Consider the following 21069-nt stretch of genomic DNA (forward strand, 5'->3'; position numbering starts at 1 on the left):
TCGCAGACCGAGCCCTCTAGCACGCTCAATTGAGGTTTTCGACGAGCAGCGCATCCACCCGCTGAAAACCCCTTGGAAGCTTGTTGCCCCGCCGACCGCGTTCACCTTTGTAATGCTCAAGATCGTCCGCTTTCAGTGAAAGCGTACGCTTTCCAGCCTGCAGCACAAGCGTGGCACCCTCCGGTATCACTGCAATATCCGTGACATATTCCTCGCGACTCGCCACCCGTTCGCCGGAAATCCCGATTATCTTGTTGCCTTTCCCTTTGCCGAGCTGCGGCAGGTCACTGATCTTGAACACCAGCAACCGCCCTTCTGTCGTCACCGACGCCAGCCAATTGTTCTCGCGATCGATGACCGGACGCGGTGCGATGACCTTGGCGTTGTTCGGCAGACTCAACAGCGCCTTGCCCGCCTTGTTCTTGGCTTGCAGGTCCTCACCCTTGACGACGAACCCGTAACCGGCGTCCGAAGCAATAACGTACAGCCCGTCATCATCAGGCATCAGCACGCACTCAAAAGTTGCACCCGGCGGTGGCGTCAGACGACCGGTGAGCGGTTCGCCCTGGCCACGGGCCGATGGCAAGGTGTGGGCCGGCACCGAATAACTGCGCCCGGTGGAGTCGATGAACACCGCGAACTGGTTCGAGCGCCCGGGCGCCAGGGCCTTGAAGCCATCCCCGGCCTTATAGGAGAGCCCGGCGGCGTCAATATCGTGACCTTTGGCGGAGCGTACCCAGCCTTTTTCCGACAGCACGACTGTGACTTTCTCGTTCGGCAGCAGGTCGTGCTCGCTCAACGCCTTGGCTTCGGCGCGCTCGACGATTGGCGAGCGACGGTCGTCCCCGTAGGTCTCGGCGTCCTTTAGCAGTTCGGTGCGCACCAGCTTCTTGAGCTTGGCTTCGCTGCCCAACAAGGCTTGCAGCTTGGCCTGCTCCTTGAGCAACTCGTCCTGCTCGGCGCGCAGCTTCATTTCTTCCAGGCGGGCCAACTGGCGCAGGCGGGTGTCGAGGATGTAGTCGGCCTGGATTTCGCTCAGGGCAAAACGCTCGATCAGCTTGGCCTTGGGGTGCTCCTCGGTGCGGATGATGTGGATCACTTCATCCAGGTTGAGGTAGGCGATCAACAAGCCGTCCAACAGGTGCAGGCGGCGCTCGACCTTGTCCAGGCGGAATTGCAGGCGTCGGCGCACGGTCTTGACCCGGAACTCCAGCCACTCCACCAACAATGCCCGCAGGTTTTTCAGTTGTGGCTTGCCGTCCAGGCCGATGATGTTGATGTTCACCCGATAGCTCGACTCGAGGTCAGTGCTGGCGAACAGGTGCTGCATCAGCGCATCGTGGTCGACCCGGCTGTTGACCGGGATGATCACGATACGGCACGGGTTCTCGTGATCGGACTCGTCGCGCAAGTCGGCCACTTGCGGTGCTTTCGACGGTTTTGCCTGCATCATCGCCGCAATCTGCTCCAGGACCTTGGCCCCGGACACCTGATGCGGCAGTGCCGTCACGATGATGTCGCCGTCTTCGATGTGGTAGACGGCACGCATGCGCACCGAACCGCGACCGGTCTCGTAGATTTTCAGCAGATCGGCGCGCGGCGTGATGATTTCCGCTTCGGTCGGGTAGTCCGGGCCCTGGATATGCTCGCAGAGCTGCTCCACCGTGGCTTTCGGCTCGTCCAGCAAACGCACGCACGCCGTCGCCACTTCCCGCAGGTTGTGCGGCGGCACGTCGGTGGCCATGCCCACGGCGATACCGGTGGTGCCATTGAGCAGGATATTGGGCAAACGCGCCGGCAACACCAGGGGTTCGTCGAGGGTGCCGTCAAAATTCGGCCCCCAGTCCGCGGTGCCCTGGCCCAGTTCGCTGAGCAGCACCTCGGAATAGCGCGACAGCCGCGCCTCGGTGTAGCGCATGGCCGCGAAGGACTTGGGATCGTCCGGTGCACCCCAGTTGCCCTGGCCGTCCACCAGCGTGTAGCGATAGCTGAACGGCTGGGCCATCAGCACCATGGCTTCGTAGCAGGCCGAGTCGCCGTGGGGGTGGAACTTGCCGAGCACGTCGCCGACGGTACGCGCCGATTTCTTGTGCTTGGAATCGGCATCCAGCCCCAACTCGCTCATGGCATAGATGATCCGCCGCTGGACCGGCTTCAAGCCATCGCCGATGTGCGGCAAGGCGCGGTCCATGATCACGTACATGGAGTAATTGAGGTAGGCATTTTCGGTGAAGTCAGCCAGCGATCGGCGCTCTACGCCGTCCAAGCTGTCTGCAAGAATGTCGCTCATGCGGGCCTCATCAAGTTCGTTGTCTGGCGCAACGGCGTGGTGCCATCGCGCAGGGTAGATTCAAATTCTTCCGGGGCATTCGTGCCCAGCGGTTGCCAACTCATGGCGAGGCGCCCCAGCCACCGTCCGGCGCGGCGAAGCGCCAGATGATGGGTCGCCGCTCGCCGTCGGCACGGGCACCGTCGTTGTTGTCCAGGCCCATCCATGCACCTTGGGCGTCCACCACCAGCGCTTCGGCCAGCCCATAGGCTTGCGAGTAACGGCGATTATCCTGCAGCGCCTCGGCAGCGAAGGACCAGCAGCGCTCGACCTGGGCAGTCTGCGGATCGCGCCGGCAGATCTGATAGGCGTTTCGTTCCAGGGTGAACAGCTTGCCGTCGAACAATGACAGATCGGCGAAATCCCGGGAAACCGCCTTGGCCTTGGGAAATTGCGGCGGCTGCATCTCCTGTCCCGCTTCGCTGAGCAATACACAATTGCCGTCGCAGTCCCATACCGTTTGCTGGCGCTTGATCAACAGCAGGCCACGGCGTTCGCGCTCGGCCGCCAGCCAGAGCCGGTCGCCGGCCGGGTTGACCGCAAGGCCTTCGAACAAGGCGTTGAAGTGCAGCAACATGCCGCTGCCCCGCGCCTGGCGAATCATCGTCGGGGCGATTTTCAACCACGATGCAGCGCCTGTCGGCGGTATTTGCAGTACGGCGGCGTGGGACTCGCTGACCAGATAGCGATTACCGGCGCTGTCGCAACTGATGCCTTCGAAATCCAGCTCGCCCCCGCGCAGGAACGACGTCGCCCAGGTGCGAGATCTCAAGCCCCACGGCAAACCGTTGTCCGGTACCGTCGGCACCTGGATGTCGATTGTTTCAGCCTGCCAGACCGCTACATCGCTGGGTTTGAGGCGATAGACCCGGTCGTCGTCGCGGTCGGACACCGTCCACATCTCGTTGCCGCACAACGCCAAGCCGGACAAGTTGCCGCCGCGCATGCCGTCGACGGCATGCTCGGACAGCAGCTTCAACTCCGGCGCGGGCCCTGCGACCGCTCCCCCCGCCCACAGTAATAACGCCAGGGCAAAACCCTTGCGCATCAGGCCAGGACCTCGGCCAAGTCACCCTTGGATTCAAGCCAGGACTTGCGGTCGCCCGCGCGTTTCTTCGCCAGCAGCATGTCCATCATTTCCGTCGTCGCGGCGAAATCATCCAGGGTCAACTGCACCAGGCGACGGGTGTTCGGGTCCATGGTGGTTTCGCGCAACTGCGGCGGGTTCATCTCGCCCAGGCCCTTGAATCGGGTGACCTGCGGCTTGCCACGTTTTTTCTCGGCCACCAGGCGGTCGAGGATGCCGTCGCGCTCGGCTTCGTCCAGGGCGTAGTAGATTTCCTTGCCCAGGTCGATGCGGTACAGCGGCGGCATCGCCACGTAGACGTGGCCGGCGTCCACCAGCGGACGGAAATGCTGGACGAACAAGGCACAGAGCAACGTGGCGATGTGCAAGCCGTCGGAGTCGGCGTCGGCGAGGATGCAGATCTTGCCGTAGCGCAGCTGGCTCATGTCCTCGGCGCCCGGATCGACGCCGATGGCCACGGCGATGTTATGCACTTCCTGGCTGGCCAGCACTTCACTGCCGTCCACTTCCCAGGTGTTGAGGATCTTGCCCCGCAACGGCAGGATCGCCTGGAACTCCTTGTCCCGCGCCTGCTTGGCCGAACCGCCGGCGGAGTCACCTTCCACCAGGAACAGCTCGGAACGCATCGGGTCCTGCCCGGCGCAATCGGCGAGCTTGCCCGGCAGTGCCGGCCCTTGGGTGATGCGCTTGCGCTCGACTTTCTTGCTGGCCTTGAGACGACGGCCGGCGTTGTTGATCGCCAGCTCCGCCAGGGCCAGGCCGGTTTCCGGGTTGGCATTGAGCCACAGGCTGAACGCGTCCTTGACCACGCCGGACACGAACGCCGCCGCCTCGCGAGACGACAGGCGTTCCTTGGTCTGGCCGGAGAATTGCGGTTCCTGCATCTTCATCGACAGGACGAAGGCAATGCGCTCCCAGACGTCTTCCGGCGCCAGCTTCACGCCGCGGGGCAGCAGGTTGCGGAACTCGCAGAACTCGCGCATGGCGTCGAGCAGACCCTGGCGCAAGCCGTTGACGTGGGTGCCGCCCTGGGCCGTGGGGATCAGGTTGACGTAGCTTTCCTGGACGCTTTCGCCGCCTTCGGGCAGCCACAGCAGCGCCCAATCCACGGCTTCCTTGTTACCGGCCAGGCTGCCGCAGAACGGCTCGTCAGGCAGGCGTTCGAAACCACTGACCGCGTCCACCAGATAGGAGCGCAGGCCGTCTTCGTAATGCCATTCGACTTTCTCGCCGGTGGCCTTGTCCTCGAAACTGACCAATAGCCCCGGGCACAACACGGCCTTGGCCTTGAGCACGTGCTTGAGGCGGCTGACGGAAAATTTCGGTGAATCGAAATACTTCGGATCCGGGGCGAAATACACGCTGGTCCCGGTGTTGCGCTTGCCGACGGTGCCAACCACTTCCAGCTCGGTGGCCTTGTAGCCGTCGGCGAAGGTCATCTGGTACTCATTGCCGTCACGCTTGACCCGCACCCGCACCTGGGTTGACAAGGCGTTGACCACGGAAATACCCACCCCGTGCAGACCGCCGGAGAACTGGTAGTTCTTGTTGGAAAACTTGCCGCCGGCGTGGAGCTTGGTGAGGATCAGCTCGACGCCCGACACACCCTCTTCCGGGTGAATGTCCACCGGCATGCCGCGGCCGTCATCGCTGACTTCCAGCGAGTGATCGGCGTGCAGGATGACCTGCACCGACTTCGCATGCCCGGCCAAGGCTTCGTCGACGCTGTTGTCGATGACTTCCTGGGCGAGGTGGTTCGGCCGACTGGTGTCGGTGTACATGCCGGGGCGCTTGCGCACCGGGTCGAGGCCCGAGAGGACTTCGATGGCGTCTGCGTTATAAGAGCTAGCGCTGGGAGTGGCCATGGGGTCTCGTCGTCAGTGTTCAAATGAAAAGGGGCGATGGCTCACAGCGACGTGAAGTCGATCGCCTGGTACAAATCGGCGCCAATGCCGGCAAAACTCAACAGTGCCGGCAACTGCTGGGCAAACCCTTGGAAACTGTGGTCGCCGCCGGCCTGGATGCGCAAGGCACAGGCGCGGTAATACTGCTGGGCGTGGCGATAATCCAGCGTTTCGTCACCGGTTTGCAACCATACCTGAAACCGTTGCGGATCCCGGGGCGCCGGCACTTCCAGCTCGGCCAGGGCCGTCACGTGGTCGTGGGTCAATTCCCAGGTTTCGTCGGTGTATAAATTTTTCTGCGTGCCCAGGTAGCCGTCGAACATCCGATGCGGGCTCACGGCAGGGTTGACCAGCAGGGCCTTGAGCCCGTGGCGTTCGGCCAAGTGAGTCGCATAGTAGCCGCCGAGCGAGCTGCCGACCAGCAGCGGCCGCCCCAGTTCTGCAATCGCCTGCTCCAGCTGACCGATGGCCTGGCGGGGGTGGTGATGCAGGGCCGGCACCTGTAGCTGGTCGCTGAGGCCCAGGCGCGTCATCACTTGTGTCAATTGGCTGGCCTTGGTCGACGCCGGGGCGCTGTTGAGGCCATGGATATAAAGGATCGAACCCGACATTGCCGACTCCCTGGGTGTTGGGCAAAGGCCGGAGTTTACAGGGAGTTTGTGGGGATTGGCGGATGATCTGATGGTTATTAGGACAAACACAAAACCTGTGGCGAGGGGATTTATCCCCGCTGGGGCGCGAAGCGCGCCCAAAAAGCCGAATGCAAGACAGTCTGACGCCCCAAGGTGATTGGCCTTAGGGCTGCTTCGCACCCCAGCGGGGATAAATCCCCTCGCCACGAAAACCTACTCTGCCCTAGCGTGGCTCGACGATGTCCAACGCCCGATTCGCCAGCAATTCACCGAGTTCGATCATCTGCTGCACTCCCAAGGCGAAATGCCGGCGCGAGCCCTCCAGATCGAAAGCCAGGTCGCCGAGCATGGCGTTGGCCGAGGCCAGGGTTTCGCTGAGGTTGGCCAGGAGGGTTTCGGTGTCTGCGCTCTTTGCGACAATGAACAATTGACCTGAGGTTTTTTTCTTTGTGGCTTGAGGTTTGGGGTCGAGATAAAGATCGATGGCACGCTTGGCGGCTTCATCGAGTTTTTGGGGATCGGTTTCGGGGGGATTGGGTGTGGCTTTGAACATAGGGTGACACTCCGTCTACAGGTTGGAGCTGCCACGTTCGTTTCCAAGCGAGGGGGTGGCAGCCGTACGCAGGTTGGAAAACCGGGGTAAACGAGCCCGACAGACCCGAAGGTCTCCCGCGCACAGCCGCCATAACGAAAGCATGGTCAAAAAACGACCGCAAGCATACGTCATGAAGGGCGCTTTCGCGCCGTCTACTTATCGGATTTCCAAGCCCGGCCGCTGAATTTGCAGCGACGGGAAAAGACTAGCGACAGCCCTTCCCACCCGGCAACCGCCAGAGTTCGTCGGAAAAGTCCGCTTGAATCAGAAAGAGTGTCCGACCATTCCCACAAGCCTTGGTCGGCTGTCAGGCCGCCATCGCGAGCAAGCTCGCTCCCACACGGGTTTTTGGTCGTTTACAAGATCAGTGGACACCGCCGATCCCCTGTGGGAGCGAGCCTGCTCGCGAAAGCGGTGGGTCAGCTTGCATCCATGTTGAATGTGCCGCCGCCTTCGCGAGCAAGCTCGCTCCCACAATGGGATCGGAGTACAGCAGTGAGAAATAGGCAAGCTGCCAGGCCGCGTCGTCCTCAATACCCGTTGGAACCATAGTCCGGGGTGAACGCAAACCCAACCACCCGCTCAACCCCCGTCTCCAACCGCCCATCCGGCAAGAGCCGCAGCCACCGATACCCCGGCGCCTGCGAACCCACCGCAAAATCCTCACTCCCCGGCTCGAACTGAATACAGGTCGAAGGCGAAGCCAACAAACGAACCCCCTCGCGCACCCGATCAATCTCCTGATGCACATGCCCCCACAGCACCGCCCGCACCTGCGGAAACCGATCCAGCACAGCAAACAGCGCCTCAGGATTACGCAACCCGATCGGCTCCATCCACGCACACCCAATCGACACCGGATGATGATGCAGACACACCAGATGATGCCGCTCCGGCGCCTCGCTCAAGGCATTGGCCAACAGGATCAACTGCTCCTCGGCCAAAAAACCCGGCACCGAACCTGGCACGGCGGAGTCGAGCATCGTCACCCGCCAATTGCCAATGTCCACCACCGGATCGAGCAACGTGCTCTTGACCGCCGCCTCGAGCATCACCCGAGGCTCATCATGGTTACCCGGAATCCACCGCGCCGGCGCATTGATTCGCGCGGTCAGTTGTCGAAACGCTTCGTAGGATTCCAGCGTGCCGTCCTGGGACAAATCGCCCGTGGCGAGCATCAGGTCAATATTCGGTTGTTGCTGGAGTACCAGGTCAACGACCGCCCGCAAGCTGTCACGCGTATTCATGCCCAGCAACGAGGCGTCGGCCTCGGCGAACAAATGGCTGTCGGACAGTTGGACCAACAACGCCGCATCGGTCGTGGTCAAGCTGGATACGCTCGGCAAATCGCTCTCTCCCAGGCGCAATCACGCCGTTGCATGAAGCGGCAATTATGCTGGGGAAGATCGAAAGGGGAAACCCGCGAACCGGAACCGGTTCACAACCAGCGTTCACGACTACCGAACGACTTCGAACTCGTGGCCCAGCGCCAGGCAATGACTCAGCCACTCGCCCAGGAACAGGTTCAACTGGGCTTTTTCATCCGGCTGGTGCATTGACGCATTGGGGTAAGGATAGATGCCGCGAAAGCGTCGTGCATGTTCGGCGCTGACAACCTCGGCCATGCGCGCATCGTGATAGACCTGAACTTCCAGCTGCGGCACCGGCAGCCATGGCAGGCTGTGTTCCTGGCGGACCTGCAAAGTCGTGGTGTACGGGCAAGTCTGCAGCACTTCGAGGGCCAGCACGCCGAGCATCTGGTCACCGTGGGTCACGGCGATGCGACGCGGCAATGGGTCATTGCGCATGTCCGGCAACAAGCGCATCAGGCGGGCGTAGTTGGCCTCGCAGGCAGCCTGCAACCCCACCAGATCGACGCGATAACGATCGCGCAGCTTGTTCAGGACCATAGCCCCCTCACTTCATCACGGTTCAAGGCCAGCCATTGCAAGGCAATGATGCTGGCAGCGTTGCAGATACGCCCGTCGCGCACCGCTTGCAGGGCGTCTTCGAAAGCCCAGACCTTTACGCGAATATCTTCAGCTTCTTCCAGCAGGCCATGCAGGCCGCCCGCCCCCGTGCTGTCGCAACGCCCCAGGAAAAGATGCACGAATTCGTCACTGCCGCCCGGCGATGGAAAATATTTAGTCATCGGCCAGAGCGCGGCGAAGACAAGCCCAGCTTCCTCCTGCGCTTCACGATGAGCAACTTCTTCCGGCTGCTCGTCCTTGTCGATCAGGCCGGCCACCAATTCCACCAGCCAGGGATTGGCGCTCTTGCCCATGGCGCCGACGCGAAACTGCTCAATGAGCACCACTTCATCGCGCTGCGGGTCGTAGGGCAACACGCACACCGCGTCGTGGCGAACGAACAGCTCACGGCTGATTTCACGGCTCATGCCACCGGCGAACAGTTCGTGGCGCAGGCGCACGCGATCAAGTTTGTAGAAGCCCTTGTAGCAGCTCTCGCGCTCGACGATTTCCACGGTGCTCGGTGTGGCGTTGGCGAAATCAGTCATGACAATCCTCGTGTGCAATGGATCAATACGAGGTTCCAACCTCGGCTTCGCGCCATCCTAACGCGCCCGTACCGTTTGATGCAGCCCCTTTCCGGTGATCGGGATGGACGGCTGCCCTTAAAATTACTCTAATGAGCTTAGTGGCGAACTGATTGCCCTGCTGACAGTCGAAGCGGGTAACTTTTTGCCTTTCCCTGTTCCACGAAGGACGCCCATGTCGCTTTTCAAGATTGCTTCCCTGGCCGCCATCGCCCTGACCCTGGGTGCTTGCCAAAGCCTGTTCCAACCCAATTACCGAGCGCCGCTGGAGACTACTCGCGATGCCTCGGAGCAATTGCAACCCGGCTGCGCCAGTGCCGACTGCCCGCTGGTGAACATCGACACCCTGCACTTCCCCACCGAGCCCGCGCTGGACGGGATCATCGAGAAACGCTTGCTGCAATTGACCCGCACCCCGGGCGCTCCGGTGGCGCCGACGCTGGCGGCCTACCGCGAGCAGTTCCTGCGCAGCGCCGCGCCGCGCAACAGCAGCTATTTGCAAGCCAAGGTACGCGAGCAGCATGACGGCTTGGTGATCATCGAGTTGTCCAGCTACCTGGACACCGGCGGTGCCCATGGCACGCCGGGTCGCGGCTTCATCAATTATTCGCGCCAGCAACACAAGGTGCTGGAGCTGTCGGACATGCTGCTGCCGGGCCAGGAAGAAGCGTTCTGGAAAGCCGCCCAGGTCGCCCACAACAGTTGGCTGATCAGCACGAAGCTGGATCAGGAACCGGACTTCCTGAAACAGTGGTCCTTCCAGAAAACCCCGCACATCGCGCTGACCTACGGCGGGGTGATCCTCAAGTACGAAGTGAGCACCATCGCGCCGTATGCCCTGGGCCACATCGAACTGAAGATCGCCTATCCACGCCTCAACGGCATCCTCAAGCCCGAGCTGTTTCCCGGCCGTAGCTGAAGGCCCGGCCCAGCAGCAGTTGCAGCAACCCTGCCAGGATCAGCGACGGCAGGGTTGCGCCGATGTCCGGGTAGAAATTGGCCAGCAGGTGGTAAGTGCTTACCCCGCCCAACCAGGCCAACAAGGCCGGCCAGCGCAACGCGGCCGACTGCACTTGGCTGCCGCGCTTGCGCAGGATGAAGTGGTCCACCAGCACCACGCCGAACAGCGGCGCGAACACCGAGCCGATCAGCAACAGGAAGTTCTGGTACTGCGCCAGCGGCGCGAGGCAGGCGATCACGGTGCACATGACGCCGATCGCCAAGGCCAGGTGCTCGACTTTCAATCCCGACAACATGCCCGTCGATACCGCTGCCGAGTGGATGTCGGCAAAGGCGTTTTCCGACTCGTCGAGCAGGATCAGCAACAGCGGGATGCCCAACCCGGCACCGGCCAGGGCCAGCAGCAACGCATTGACTTCACCGCTCGGCGCGAACGCCAGGGTGTAGGCCACGCCCAGGCTCATCAGCCAGAAATTACCAATGAAGAAGCCCACGGCAGTGCCGCCAAAGACATGCTTGGCGCGCTTGCCGAAACGCGAGTAGTCGGCGATCAGCGGCAGCCAGGACAACGGCATCGCAATGGCGATATCAAAACCCACCGCCAGGGACATCGAGCCGTCACCGGCCTGGCCCCACAGCGCCGCCAAGTCGGCCTTGGCGAAGAGGTTCCAGGTCAACCAGATGCAAGCCGCCAGCAGCAACCAGATGCCCCATTTGCGCAGCACTTTACGCACGAACGTCAGCGGTCCGCTGACGGCGAGCAACGTTGCCAGCGCGCCGAAGAACAACGTCCACAACAGTGGGTTGGAGCCCAAGCTGCCTTCACTGAAAGCCCGGGCGCCAAGCAGGCTGGCGGCATCGCGCATGACGATGATTTCGAACGAGCCCCAACCAATCAGTTGCAACAGGTTCAACACGGCCGGCACGCTCGCGCCCTTGCTGCCCAGGCTGAGCTTGAGCGCGGCCATGGCCGACAGGCCGGTGTCGCTGCCGATCACCCCGACCGCCGCCAGCAGCAGGACGCCCACCAGCGTGCCAAGGAAAATCGCCAGCAACGAACCGCTCAGGCCCAGGCCCGGCGCGAGCAAGGCGCCGACCTGCAAGACCATCAGGCCGATGCCGAGGGAGAACCACAGGGAAAACAGATCGCGGGCGCCGAAGACGCGTTTGTCCAGGGGCACGGCGGTGTCGGGGGAGTAGGTGCTGGGTTGGATGTTCAAGGGTGGTTATCTCAGAGGGATATTTGTTGTTTTTTTGGCCGCTATCGCGAGCAAGCTCGCTCCCACAGGGGGCCTGCTGCGTGCACAAATCTTGTGAACAACAGAAACCCACTGTGGGAGCGAGCTTGCTCGCGATGAGGGCAGTGAAAACACCGCCCTCTTCAGCTCAAATCACACTTTCTTGTAAAGCTGACTACCTTCCTTCTTGAACCGCTCAGCCTGCTCCGCCAAGCCCTGGGCGACATCGACATCCACCGCTTCAATGCGCTGGTTCGCCGCGTACTCGCGCACTTCCTGGGTGATTTTCATCGAGCAGAATTTCGGCCCGCACATCGAGCAGAAATGCGCGACCTTGGCCGAGTCCTTCGGCAGCGTTTCGTCGTGGTACGAGCGGGCAGTGTCCGGGTCCAGGCCGAGGTTGAACTGGTCCTCCCAGCGGAACTCGAAACGCGCCTTGCTCAAGGCGTTGTCGCGGATCTGCGCGCCCGGGTGGCCCTTGGCAAGGTCGGCTGCGTGGGCAGCGATCTTGTAGGTGATGATCCCGGTCTTGACGTCATCCTTGTTCGGCAAGCCGAGATGTTCCTTCGGCGTCACGTAGCAAAGCATGGCGCAACCGAACCAGCCGATCATCGCCGCACCGATGCCCGAGGTGATGTGATCGTAGCCCGGCGCGATGTCAGTGGTCAGTGGGCCGAGGGTGTAGAACGGCGCCTCGTCGCAGCACTCGAGCTGCTTGTCCATGTTCTCTTTGATCAACTGCATCGGCACGTGGCCCGGGCCTTCGATCATGCATTGCACGTCGTGCTTCCAGGCGATCTTGGTCAGCTCGCCGAGGGTTTCCAGCTCGCCGAACTGCGCTTCGTCGTTGGCATCGGCAATCGAGCCCGGACGCAGGCCATCGCCCAGCGAGAAGCTGACGTCGTAGGCCTTCATGATTTCGCAGATGTCTTCGAAGTGGGTATAGAGGAAGTTTTCCTTGTGGTGCGCCAGGCACCACTTGGCCATGATCGAACCGCCACGGCTGACGATACCGGTGACGCGCTTGGCGGTCATCGGCACATACCGCAGCAACACGCCGGCGTGGATGGTGAAGTAATCGACGCCCTGCTCGGCCTGCTCGATCAACGTGTCGCGGAACAGCTCCCAGGTCAGGTCCTCGGCGACGCCGCCGACTTTTTCCAGGGCCTGGTAGATCGGCACGGTGCCGATCGGCACCGGCGAGTTGCGGATGATCCACTCGCGGGTTTCATGGATGTGCTTGCCGGTGGACAGGTCCATGACCGTGTCCGAACCCCAGCGAATGCCCCAGGTCAGCTTTGCCACTTCTTCTTCGATGGACGAACCCAGCGCGCTGTTGCCGATGTTGCCGTTGATCTTCACCAGGAAGTTACGGCCGATGATCATCGGTTCCAGTTCAGTGTGGTTGATGTTGGCCGGGATGATCGCGCGGCCACGGGCGATTTCGTCACGCACGAATTCCGGGGTGATGACTTTCGGCACGCTGGCGCCGAAGCTGTGGCCGGCGTGTTGCTGGTCCAACAGGCCGGCGGCGCGGGCCACTTCCAGCTTCATGTTTTCGCGGATGGCGACGTATTCCATCTCGGCGGTGATGATGCCTTTGCGCGCGTAGTGCATCTGGCTGACGTTGGCACCCGGCTTGGCGCGACGCGGATTGTTCACGTGGGCAAAGCGCAGCTGGGTCAGCTCGGGGTCGGCCAGGCGCTCCTGGCCGAAGTTGGAACTCAGGCCCGCCAGGCGCTCGGTGTCGCCACGGGCTTCGATCCACGGCGAGCGCACGTCGGCCAGGCCTTTGCGCACATCGATGATCACGTTCGGGTCGGTGTACGGGCCCGAAGTGTCGTACACCACTACCGGGGCGTTGATTTCGCCCCCGAAGTCGGTGGGGGTCACGTCGAGGCTGATTTCGCGCATGGGCACGCGGATATCCGGGCGGCTGCCCTGGACATAGATTTTTTGCGAGCGGGTAAAGGGCTGAACCGATTGCTGATCGACCTGGGCCGATTCACTGAGGTTGGTCGCGTTTTTTGATTTTGTCGTCATCACGGGCTCTCCAGACACACATCCAGGCAGTGGATTTTTGTCGGAGCGAACCTGTAACGAATGGACGCGTCCCTGCACGAAAGTGCGGACGCTGTGCTTGCTGCTCGAGTGCGTTCAAGGGTCGAACGACATCCCGGACGAAGCACAAGAGGACTCGCCGGGAGACGAGAAATCTTGTTCCCTACGCAGGCGCTAACCTGATCAGGTTCAACGGGATCCGAAATTATTCGATCTCAGCCTCATAGCAAGGCACCCCGACAAGAACCCGGCCAGTCTAGACACAACCGGCGCAGAACGCCATCGCCCGGGCAAAAGCCGTGATGAATGGCGCAAATACAGGATTGTTGCCGTGCGTAGGCGCAACTACACTCGCTACGCCGCGCGCCTGTTATGCGCATTCAATTTGAACGTAGGGATCGCCTCATGCTGCGCAAACTCTCACTGGCCCTTGCCGTGTCTTGTGCGTCCAATGGAATGGCCTGGGCCGCCGAAGCGCCGTTATCCAACAGGACCGATCTGGTCAGCGTGTACCAGGAAGCGGTGGACAACAACGCTGACCTGGCCGCCGCCCGCGCCCAATATGGCGCCCAGAAGGAAGTGGTGCCCCAGGCCCGTGCCGGGCTGCTGCCCAACCTGTCGGCCGGCGCCGACCTGAACAACACCCGCACCGAGCTCGACCAACCGGCGATGACCGCCACGCGCAGCTCCACGGTCTACCAGGCCACGCTGTCCCAGCCGATCTTCCGCGCCGACCGCTGGTTCCAGCTGCAGGCGGCCAAATCGGTCAACGAACAAGCGTCGCTGCAACTGTCCGCCACCGAACAGAACCTGATCCTGCAAAGCGCCGAAGCCTATTTCAACGTGCTGCGCAGCCAGGACAACCTGGCCTCGACCAAGGCCGAGGAAGCCGCGTTCAAGCGCCAGCTCGACCAGTCCAACGAACGTTTCGACGTGGGCCTGTCGGACAAGACCGACGTGCTGCAATCCCAGGCCAGCTACGATACCGCGCGGGCCAACCGGATCATCGCCCAGCGCCAGGTCGAAGACGCCTTCGAAGCGCTGATCACCCTGACCAACCGCCAGTACAATTCGATCCAGGGCGTCGTCCACACCCTGCCGATCCTGCCGCCGGCGCCGAACGACGCCAAGGCCTGGGTCGACACCGCCGCCAAGCAAAACCTCAACCTGCTGGCCAGCAACTACGCCGTCGATGCCGCCGAAGACACCGTGCGCCAGCGCAAGGCCGGCCACGCGCCGACCCTCGATGCAATCGCCCAGTACCGCAAAGGCGACAACGACGGCCTCGGCTTCACCAACCCGAGCCCCACCGGCCAGCGCTACGGTGGCGACGCGGAGCAACGCACCATCGGCCTGCAATTGAGTATCCCGATCTACAGCGGCGGACTGACCAGCTCCCAGGTGCGCGAGTCCTACTCGCAACTCACCCAGACCGAGCAGCAGCGCGAAGGCCTGCGCCGGCAGGTGGTGGAAAACACCCGCAACCTGCACCGCGCGGTGAACACCGATGTGGAGCAGGTCCAGGCCCGGCGCCAGTCGATCATCTCCAACCAGAGCGCGGTGGACGCTACGGAGATAGGCTATCAGGTGGGCACCCGCAACATCGTCGACGTGCTCGACGCCCAGCGCCAGCTGTACACCTCGGTGCGCGACTACAACAACGCCCGCTATGACTACATCCTGGACAACCTGCGTCTCAAGCAAGCCGCCGGGACGTTGAGCCCGGAAGATTTGCAAGCCCTGTCCCGCTACCTCAAGCCCGACTACAACCCGGACAAGGACTTCCTGCCACCGGACCTGGCACAGGCTGCCGCACAGCAGTTGCGCTCGCGGCCGGCGCCGTAGGAGCTGCGTAGGAGCTGCGTAGGAGCTGCCGAGTGCAACGAGGCTGCGATCTTTCCCCAGACACTTGAGTCCCAAGCGAAAGATCAAAAGATCAAAAGATCGCAGCCTTCGGCAGCTCCTACGGGCCAGGCCAGCGATTAGTGTGTGGCAAGCAACCGCCCTAACCCATCCAGCAATCGCTGCAACGCACCCTGGTTGCGGCGCATCACCGCCAATCCCGCCTCGGCCATGCGCTGGGCATCCCGAGGCAGTTCGAACAGGCGCTGCACCGCCAGGGCCAGGCTTTCGGCATCTTCCACTTCCGCCAGCGCCCCGGCCGCACGCAGCTGCGCGGCGATTTCGAGAAAATTGAACAGGTGCGGCCCGCTGAGCGCCGGTTTCGCCAGCGCCGCCGGTTCGAGCAGGTTGTGCCCGCCGTTGGGCACCAGGCTGCCGCCGACAAACGCACTGTCGGCCAACGCATAGAGAAACAGCAGTTCACCCATGGTGTCGCCCAGCAATACCGAGGTCTGCGGGCCGACCGGTTGAGCACTGGAGCGCCGGACCGTGGCGAAAGCCTCGCGCTCGCACAATTGCGCCACTGAATCGAATCGCTCCGGATGACGCGGCACCAGGATCAGCAACGCATCGGGATAGCTGTCGAGCAATCGCCGGTGGGCAGCCAGCACCACTTCGTCTTCACCCTCATGGGTACTGGCGGCGATCCACACCGGGCGCTCCACCGCTTGCCATTGACGGCGCAAGGCGCTGGCGCTTTCGAGCAATTGCGGGTCGATGGTCAGGTCGAACTTGATCGAGCCAGTGACCTCGACGGTTTCCGCCCTGGCGCCGAGCTGGCGAAAACGCTCGGCCTCGGCTTCGGTCTGCACCGCGAACAGGTTCATCTCGGCGAGCATCGGCCGGGTCAACTTGGGAAAACGCGCATAACCGCGCGCCGAACGCTCCGACAACCGCGCATTCGCCAACGCCACGGGAATGCCGCGCCGGGTGCATTGATGGATGTGATTGGGCCACAGTTCGGTTTCCATGATCACCGCCAGTTTCGGCCGGACCCGGTCCAGGAAACGCTTGGCCGCGCACGGCAAGTCATAAGGCAGGTAGCAATGCTGGATGCGCGGTTCATTGGCAAACAACGCCTTGATCCGCTCCGAACCGGTGGGCGTCATGCATGTCACGGTAATGGGCAGCTGTGGATAACGTTGCAATAACGCGCGAATCATCGGCGCGGCGGCGATGCTTTCGCCCACCGACACCGCATGGACCCAGATGCCGCCCGGCACCATCGCCGGCAAGCCCCACGAGAACCGCTCGCCGATACGCCGCGCATACGCCGGCGCCTTGCGAGCCCGCAGCCACAGCCGAATCGCTACCAGTGGCAGCCCCAAGTAAAACAACGCGCTATAGAGAATTCTGTTCATGGCGGCGGAGTTTATCGGTTTTTCAGCCGATCGCCTGCAACTGCACGGCAAAACGCTCCGCCAGCCACCGGGCGGCGGGGCCAAGGGGTTCGTCACGGCGCCAGACCAGCTCGACCACCAGGGCCGGCGGGGTCCATTCGCTGTTGAGTTCGACCATATCCCCCAGGTACGCCGGGTATTGCACAACGTGCCGGGGCAACCAGGCCCAGCCCAGGCCACTTCTCAACCACTCGGCCAGCACGTAGAAACTGTCAGCGCGCCAGACCTGCGGGCTGGCCTGCTCGCTGCCGGGATAGACGCTGGATTGGGTCGCCATCAGCAACTGCCGGTGCCGGGCCATTTCCAGGCAGGACACATAATCGTGGTTTGCCAGCGGATGATCCCGGCCGCACACCGTGACCATCTCTACGCTGCCCAGCACCCGGCGCTCCAACGCCTCGGGGATCTGGTCGTGATAGAACAACAACCCGAGGTCCGCGCGACGCTCCACCAGTTTGCGCGCCACATCGCCTTGGGCGGCGCTGGCCAGTTGTACTTCAAGCGTGGGGAATCGTTCGGCCAGCGCCGCCAGGCTGTCGATGACGGGCTGATAGGGCATGGCTTCGTCCTGGGCCAGGCGCAGCGACGCTTCCTGCCCACGCATCAAGGCCAGGGCACGGCCGTTGAGGCGCTCGCATTGGCGCAACACTTCCCGGGCCTCCTCAAGCAGCGCCACGCCCGCGTCGGTGAGCTTGGGCTGACGACCGCTGCTGCGCTCGAACAGGCTCACCCCCAAGTCGTCTTCCAACATCGCAATCGCGCTGCTGATGGCTGACTGGGCCTTGCGCTGATCCCGGGCCACGGCGGAGAACGAACGCTTCTCGGCGACACCGACGAACAGCCGCAGTTGTTCCAGATTCCATTGAGTATTCATGGCGCAACCTATCTCGATTACAGATAGGTAATGACTTTACCGCATCTGCCCAATCCCTAGAATGGGGCCATCGAACGACGCAACAGTCACAGAGGATTCGCTCATGAACGCCTACTACTACCTCGCCATTGCCATCTGCGCCGAAGTCATCGCCACCGTGTCGATGAAAGCGATCAAGGGCCTCAGCGCGCCACTGCCCTTGCTGCTGGTCATCGTCGGCTACGGCACTGCGTTCTGGATGCTGACGCTGGTGGTGCGCACCGTTCCGGTGGGCGTGGCCTATGCGGTCTGGGCCGGCCTGGGGATCGTCATGGTCAGCGTCGCGGCGCTGTTTATCTATGGGCAGAAACTGGACGTGCCGGCGATGCTGGGAATGGCGTTGATCGTGTTGGGGGTGGTGGTGATCCAGCTGTTTTCGAAGACTGCAGGACATTAAAGCAGCGCAAGCTCCAAGCTTTAAGCTGCAAGCAAAGCGATACCCTCTCGCTTGTAACTTGAAGCTTGAAGCTTGAAACTTGCCGCTTCATTCTCTCCGAGGTCGCTCATGCCATCCGTTATTTCCACCGACGTTCTGATTGTCGGCGCAGGCGTCGCCGGCCTCTGGCTGAACGCGCGCTTGCGCCGCCAGGGGTTTTCAACCGTGCTGGTGGAAAGCGCCAGCCTCGGCGGCGGGCAGAGTGTCAAATCCCAGGGCATCATCCATGGCGGCGCCAAGTACGCCTTGCATGGCGCCCTGACCGGCGCCTCGGAAGCCATCGCCGACATGCCACGCCGCTGGCGCGAGGCCTTGAAGGGTGATGGCGAGCTGGACCTGGCGGGTGTGCGCATGCTGTCCGATGCCCATTACCTCTGGTCCCCCGGTACCCTGGCCGGCAACCTCACCAGTTTCTTCGCCAGCAAGGCTGTGCGCGGACGCGTTGACCAGGTCAAGGGCGAGCAACTGCCGCCCGCCCTGCAAGACAAGCGCTTCAAGGGCAAGGTCTATCGCCTGTCCGAATTGGTTGTGGACGTCCCCAGCCTGATCGCCCGCCTGGCGGAACTGGCCGGTGACAGCCTGCTGGCCGGCCAGCATATCGAGCCGCTGCATGAAGAAGGCGCGTTGGTCGGGCTGAAGGTCGACGGTCGCGAGATCCGCGCCCAGCGCATCGTCCTCAGTGCCGGCGGTGGCACCGCTGACCTCCTCAAAGCCCTGGGCCTGGACCAGCCGGCCATGCAGACCCGACCGCTGCACATGGTCCTGGCCAAAGGGCCGGGCCTCAAGCCGCTGTATGCCCATTGCCTGGGCGGCGGACCGAAGCCGCGCGTCACCGTGACCACCCATCCCGCCGCTGACGGCCAATGGGTCTGGTACCTGGGGGGCGACCTCGCCGAAGGCGACGCCGTCGCCCGTGAACCTGCCGCGCAGATTGCCGTCGCCCAGAAGGAACTCGGCCAACTGCTGCCGTGGATCGACCTCAGCACCGCGCAATGGGCCACGTTGCGAGTCGCTCGCGCCGAACCTCTGCAATCGGGCCTGACCCGCCCCGACAATGCCTTCGTTGCCGAACAGGATCGCCTCTTGGTGGGCTGGCCGACCAAGTTGGCACTGGCCCCGGACTTTTCCGACCGGGTGATCGCAGCGCTGCAACGCGACGGCATCCAGCCGAGTCAAGCAGCCCCGTTGCCGGACCTGCCGAAACCGCCGATGGGCATACCGGCCTGGGAGCAACTGTTGCCATGAGCCAACCGACCCTGCATGACTTGCATCGTCCGCTGGGCCACAACGGCCCGACGGTGTCGCCCCTGGGCCTGGGCACGGTCAAGCTCGGCCGCGACCAGGGCGTCAAATACCCCAACGGTTTTCGCATCCCCGATGACGACGAAGCGCGCATGTTGCTCAAGCTGGCGCGCGACCTGGGCATCAACCTGATCGACACCGCGCCGGCCTATGGCCGCAGCGAAGAGCGCCTCGGCCCGCTGCTGCGCGGCCAGCGTCAGGACTGGGTGATTGTCAGCAAGGTCGGCGAGGAATTCAGCGACGGCCAATCGCGCCATGACTTCAGCGCCAGCCATACGCGGTTCTCGGTGGAACGCAGCCTCAAGCGCCTGGAAACGGACTACATCGACCTGGTGCTGGTGCATTCGGACGGTAATGATCTGTCGATCCTCAACGACAGCGAGGTCTATCCGACCCTGGCGGCACTCAAGCGCGAGGGCAAGATCGGTGGTTTCGGTTTTTCCGGCAAGACCGTCGACGGTGGCTTGAAAGCCCTGGAGCAAGGCGACTGCGCGATGGTCACCTACAATCTGAACGAACGAAGCGAAAAGGCTGTCATTGACTACGCAAGCGAGCACGGCAAGGCGATCCTGGTGAAAAAAGCCCTGGCCAGCGGCCACGTCTGCCTGAGCCCCGGAGAGGACCCGATCCGTGCCAGCTTCGAACTGTTGTTCGAGCATCCGGGGGTTGCCAGTGCTATTGTCGGCACCATTGATCCGCTGCACCTCGCCCATAACGTTGCGACCGTAGCCAACGTCCTACGTCAAAACTGAAGCCGCCCTGCGCGGCATCAAGCAGGAGCTGACATGCCGCGTACGCTCATCAGGAAAAATCCAAGCAACTTCAAGACCCTGCCCCTATTCGTCGAAGCGACACCCGAAGGCCTGACTTACCAGAGCATCGGAATGCCGTTGAATTTCGCCCAGACCTTACAGCGTCGCCGCCCTGTGGCGGTGGCCGATGCGGAACGTTTTTCCCTCGAACTGGCGAACCTGGGCGTCTCGGTGCGCCTGACCTTGCATTGGCAGAACCGTGAATATTGGGTACTGGTGCGCCAGCGTCGCCAGGATCGCGGCGACGTGGTACTCAAGCTGATCTCCGGTTACGTCCCGGCCCATGAATTGAATCTGCCGCTGCTCACCGCCATCAACGAAATAGCCGAAGAATGCCTGCTGGAAACACCGGAAGGTTGGCTCGGCGGACGCTTCAACGACACCTGGCTGCCCGCGCCTTATTCGAGCGCCCTGCATTATCGCGAAGCCTTGCCGTTTCGCCTGGCTCCGCTATCCGGTTCGGCCCGCCCGGTGCGCTGCGCCAACCTGCAACTGATCGAACGCCCACGGGCCTATGTGCATTTGCCGACGGCATCGCTGCAATTGATTTATGACTTGCGCCTGGACGTGCCCAAGGAAGCCAAGTCCCTGAGCCTGTTCCATGTCGATGAACGATTGGAGGGCGATCAGCTGGTAGCGCGCCTGGACCGCAAGCGCCCCGACCTGTACCTGATGCCACTTGAAAACGGCAAGCCGATCGGTGAGCTCTACACCCTTAAACGTGATCGTCTGGTTGCGGCAAGCACCCGGGGCCTGCACTTGGCCGAAAGCTTCGCCAGCCAAGAGGGTTGGGTGGTCCGCGACGAACGCATCCGCTGGAAGGATTGGCTCGTGAAGCAGGGCTTGGAAGTGCACACGCCTCGTCGCCAAGGCCTGACCAACTTGCACAAAAAGGCCATGGGCCTGATGCGCATGGTTCGCGGGACGCTGCATAAATAACG

18 protein-coding genes and 1 riboswitch are annotated in these 21069 nt (G+C 62.6%); of the genes, 6 read left to right on the plus strand and 12 right to left on the minus strand.

Going from position 1 to position 21069, the window contains the following annotated elements:
- Positions 1–25 precede the first annotated feature (25 nt).
- From parC to M8Q45_RS22045, 8 genes are all read right to left on the minus strand, one after another.
- On the minus strand, positions 26–2290 hold the full coding sequence (gene parC, locus M8Q45_RS22010; RefSeq protein WP_249876377.1) for a DNA topoisomerase IV subunit A: 2265 nt from the start codon (positions 2288–2290) through the stop codon (positions 26–28).
- 100 nt (positions 2291–2390) lie between these two features.
- On the minus strand, positions 2391–3377 hold the full coding sequence (locus M8Q45_RS22015; RefSeq protein WP_249876378.1) for an esterase-like activity of phytase family protein: 987 nt from the start codon (positions 3375–3377) through the stop codon (positions 2391–2393).
- Positions 3377–5281 (minus strand): DNA topoisomerase IV subunit B, encoded by a 1905-nt coding sequence (parE, locus tag M8Q45_RS22020; protein WP_249876379.1) that lies wholly within the window; start codon positions 5279–5281, stop codon positions 3377–3379. Before parE ends, M8Q45_RS22015 begins: the two co-directional genes overlap by 1 nt.
- Positions 5282–5322: 41 nt before the next feature.
- Entirely contained in the window at positions 5323–5931 is a 609-nt protein-coding gene (locus tag M8Q45_RS22025; RefSeq protein ID WP_249876380.1) for a YqiA/YcfP family alpha/beta fold hydrolase, read from the minus strand.
- Between the two features lie 244 nt (positions 5932–6175).
- Positions 6176–6505 carry a DUF6124 family protein gene (locus M8Q45_RS22030; protein ID WP_249876381.1) on the minus strand — a complete coding sequence of 110 codons (330 nt, stop codon included), beginning with the start codon at positions 6503–6505 and terminating at the stop codon, positions 6176–6178.
- 572 nt (positions 6506–7077) lie between these two features.
- Positions 7078–7893, minus strand: coding sequence for a 3',5'-cyclic-AMP phosphodiesterase (gene cpdA / locus M8Q45_RS22035; RefSeq protein WP_249876382.1), 816 nt, complete (start codon positions 7891–7893; stop codon positions 7078–7080).
- A gap of 111 nt (positions 7894–8004) precedes the next feature.
- Complete coding sequence (locus M8Q45_RS22040) at positions 8005–8457, minus strand: DUF1249 domain-containing protein (RefSeq protein ID WP_024618006.1); 453 nt, start codon at positions 8455–8457, stop codon at positions 8005–8007.
- Positions 8448–9065: an NUDIX domain-containing protein gene (locus M8Q45_RS22045; protein ID WP_030140185.1), complete on the minus strand. Its 618-nt coding sequence runs from the start codon at positions 9063–9065 to the stop codon at positions 8448–8450. The genes M8Q45_RS22040 and M8Q45_RS22045 overlap by 10 nt, the downstream gene beginning before the upstream one ends.
- A gap of 214 nt (positions 9066–9279) precedes the next feature.
- Here M8Q45_RS22045 and M8Q45_RS22050 point away from each other — a divergent pair, with 214 nt between their 5' ends.
- Entirely contained in the window at positions 9280–10023 is a 744-nt protein-coding gene (locus M8Q45_RS22050) for a DUF3298 domain-containing protein (protein ID WP_249876383.1), read from the plus strand.
- Here M8Q45_RS22050 and cytX read toward each other — a convergent pair.
- Both cytX and thiC read right to left on the minus strand, forming a co-directional pair.
- Positions 9992–11284, minus strand: coding sequence for a putative hydroxymethylpyrimidine transporter CytX (gene cytX / locus M8Q45_RS22055; protein ID WP_249876384.1), 1293 nt, complete (start codon positions 11282–11284; stop codon positions 9992–9994). The genes M8Q45_RS22050 and cytX overlap by 32 nt on opposite strands.
- A gap of 171 nt (positions 11285–11455) precedes the next feature.
- Positions 11456–13345 carry a phosphomethylpyrimidine synthase ThiC gene (gene thiC, locus M8Q45_RS22060; RefSeq protein WP_030140188.1) on the minus strand — a complete coding sequence of 630 codons (1890 nt, stop codon included), beginning with the start codon at positions 13343–13345 and terminating at the stop codon, positions 11456–11458.
- Between the two features lie 161 nt (positions 13346–13506).
- Positions 13507–13612: riboswitch (TPP riboswitch) on the minus strand.
- A gap of 156 nt (positions 13613–13768) precedes the next feature.
- Here thiC and M8Q45_RS22065 point away from each other — a divergent pair.
- Positions 13769–15208, plus strand: a complete 1440-nt coding sequence (locus M8Q45_RS22065) for a TolC family outer membrane protein (RefSeq protein ID WP_249876385.1) — start codon at positions 13769–13771, stop codon at positions 15206–15208.
- A gap of 137 nt (positions 15209–15345) precedes the next feature.
- Here M8Q45_RS22065 and waaA read toward each other — a convergent pair whose 3' ends face one another.
- Together waaA and M8Q45_RS22075 are read right to left on the minus strand one after the other, a co-directional pair.
- On the minus strand, positions 15346–16626 hold the full coding sequence (waaA, locus tag M8Q45_RS22070) for a lipid IV(A) 3-deoxy-D-manno-octulosonic acid transferase (RefSeq protein WP_249876386.1): 1281 nt from the start codon (positions 16624–16626) through the stop codon (positions 15346–15348).
- A gap of 22 nt (positions 16627–16648) precedes the next feature.
- A complete protein-coding gene (locus M8Q45_RS22075; protein WP_249876387.1) occupies positions 16649–17539 on the minus strand; it encodes a LysR family transcriptional regulator in 891 nt (296 codons plus the stop codon).
- Between the two features lie 103 nt (positions 17540–17642).
- Between M8Q45_RS22075 and M8Q45_RS22080 the strand changes: the two genes are divergently transcribed.
- The 4 genes from M8Q45_RS22080 to M8Q45_RS22095 all read left to right on the plus strand — a co-directional run bounded on the left by M8Q45_RS22080 (position 17643) and on the right by M8Q45_RS22095 (position 21067).
- Positions 17643–17975, plus strand: a complete 333-nt coding sequence (locus tag M8Q45_RS22080; protein ID WP_181290974.1) for a DMT family transporter — start codon at positions 17643–17645, stop codon at positions 17973–17975.
- A 108-nt stretch (positions 17976–18083) separates the two neighbouring features.
- Entirely contained in the window at positions 18084–19259 is a 1176-nt protein-coding gene (locus tag M8Q45_RS22085; RefSeq protein ID WP_249876388.1) for an NAD(P)/FAD-dependent oxidoreductase, read from the plus strand.
- Positions 19256–20068, plus strand: coding sequence for an aldo/keto reductase (locus M8Q45_RS22090; RefSeq protein ID WP_249876389.1), 813 nt, complete (start codon positions 19256–19258; stop codon positions 20066–20068). Before M8Q45_RS22085 ends, M8Q45_RS22090 begins: the two co-directional genes overlap by 4 nt.
- A gap of 33 nt (positions 20069–20101) precedes the next feature.
- On the plus strand, positions 20102–21067 hold the full coding sequence (locus M8Q45_RS22095) for a hypothetical protein (protein WP_030140195.1): 966 nt from the start codon (positions 20102–20104) through the stop codon (positions 21065–21067).
- Positions 21068–21069 lie beyond the last annotated feature (2 nt).

The organism is Pseudomonas sp. T1.Ur (assembly GCF_023516725.1).
In the GTDB taxonomy this organism is placed as follows: Bacteria; Pseudomonadota; Gammaproteobacteria; order Pseudomonadales; family Pseudomonadaceae; genus Aquipseudomonas; species Aquipseudomonas alvandae.

Bases quoted from the DNA above. Each gene is read 5' to 3' on its own strand.
- parC (WP_249876377.1), bottom strand. From the start codon at position 2,290: ATGAGCGACATTCTTGCAGACAGCTTGGACGGCGTAGAGCGCCGATCG.
- M8Q45_RS22015 (WP_249876378.1), bottom strand. From the start codon at position 3,377: ATGCGCAAGGGTTTTGCCCTGGCGTTATTACTGTGGGCGGGGGGAGCG.
- parE (WP_249876379.1), bottom strand. From the start codon at position 5,281: ATGGCCACTCCCAGCGCTAGCTCTTATAACGCAGACGCCATCGAAGTC.
- M8Q45_RS22025 (WP_249876380.1), bottom strand. From the start codon at position 5,931: ATGTCGGGTTCGATCCTTTATATCCATGGCCTCAACAGCGCCCCGGCG.
- M8Q45_RS22030 (WP_249876381.1), bottom strand. From the start codon at position 6,505: ATGTTCAAAGCCACACCCAATCCCCCCGAAACCGATCCCCAAAAACTC.
- M8Q45_RS22040 (WP_024618006.1), bottom strand. From the start codon at position 8,457: ATGGTCCTGAACAAGCTGCGCGATCGTTATCGCGTCGATCTGGTGGGG.
- M8Q45_RS22045 (WP_030140185.1), bottom strand. From the start codon at position 9,065: ATGACTGATTTCGCCAACGCCACACCGAGCACCGTGGAAATCGTCGAG.
- M8Q45_RS22050 (WP_249876383.1), top strand. From the start codon at position 9,280: ATGTCGCTTTTCAAGATTGCTTCCCTGGCCGCCATCGCCCTGACCCTG.
- thiC (WP_030140188.1), bottom strand. From the start codon at position 13,345: ATGACGACAAAATCAAAAAACGCGACCAACCTCAGTGAATCGGCCCAG.
- M8Q45_RS22065 (WP_249876385.1), top strand. From the start codon at position 13,769: ATGCTGCGCAAACTCTCACTGGCCCTTGCCGTGTCTTGTGCGTCCAAT.
- waaA (WP_249876386.1), bottom strand. From the start codon at position 16,626: ATGAACAGAATTCTCTATAGCGCGTTGTTTTACTTGGGGCTGCCACTG.
- M8Q45_RS22075 (WP_249876387.1), bottom strand. From the start codon at position 17,539: ATGAATACTCAATGGAATCTGGAACAACTGCGGCTGTTCGTCGGTGTC.
- M8Q45_RS22080 (WP_181290974.1), top strand. From the start codon at position 17,643: ATGAACGCCTACTACTACCTCGCCATTGCCATCTGCGCCGAAGTCATC.
- M8Q45_RS22085 (WP_249876388.1), top strand. From the start codon at position 18,084: ATGCCATCCGTTATTTCCACCGACGTTCTGATTGTCGGCGCAGGCGTC.
- M8Q45_RS22090 (WP_249876389.1), top strand. From the start codon at position 19,256: ATGAGCCAACCGACCCTGCATGACTTGCATCGTCCGCTGGGCCACAAC.
- M8Q45_RS22095 (WP_030140195.1), top strand. From the start codon at position 20,102: ATGCCGCGTACGCTCATCAGGAAAAATCCAAGCAACTTCAAGACCCTG.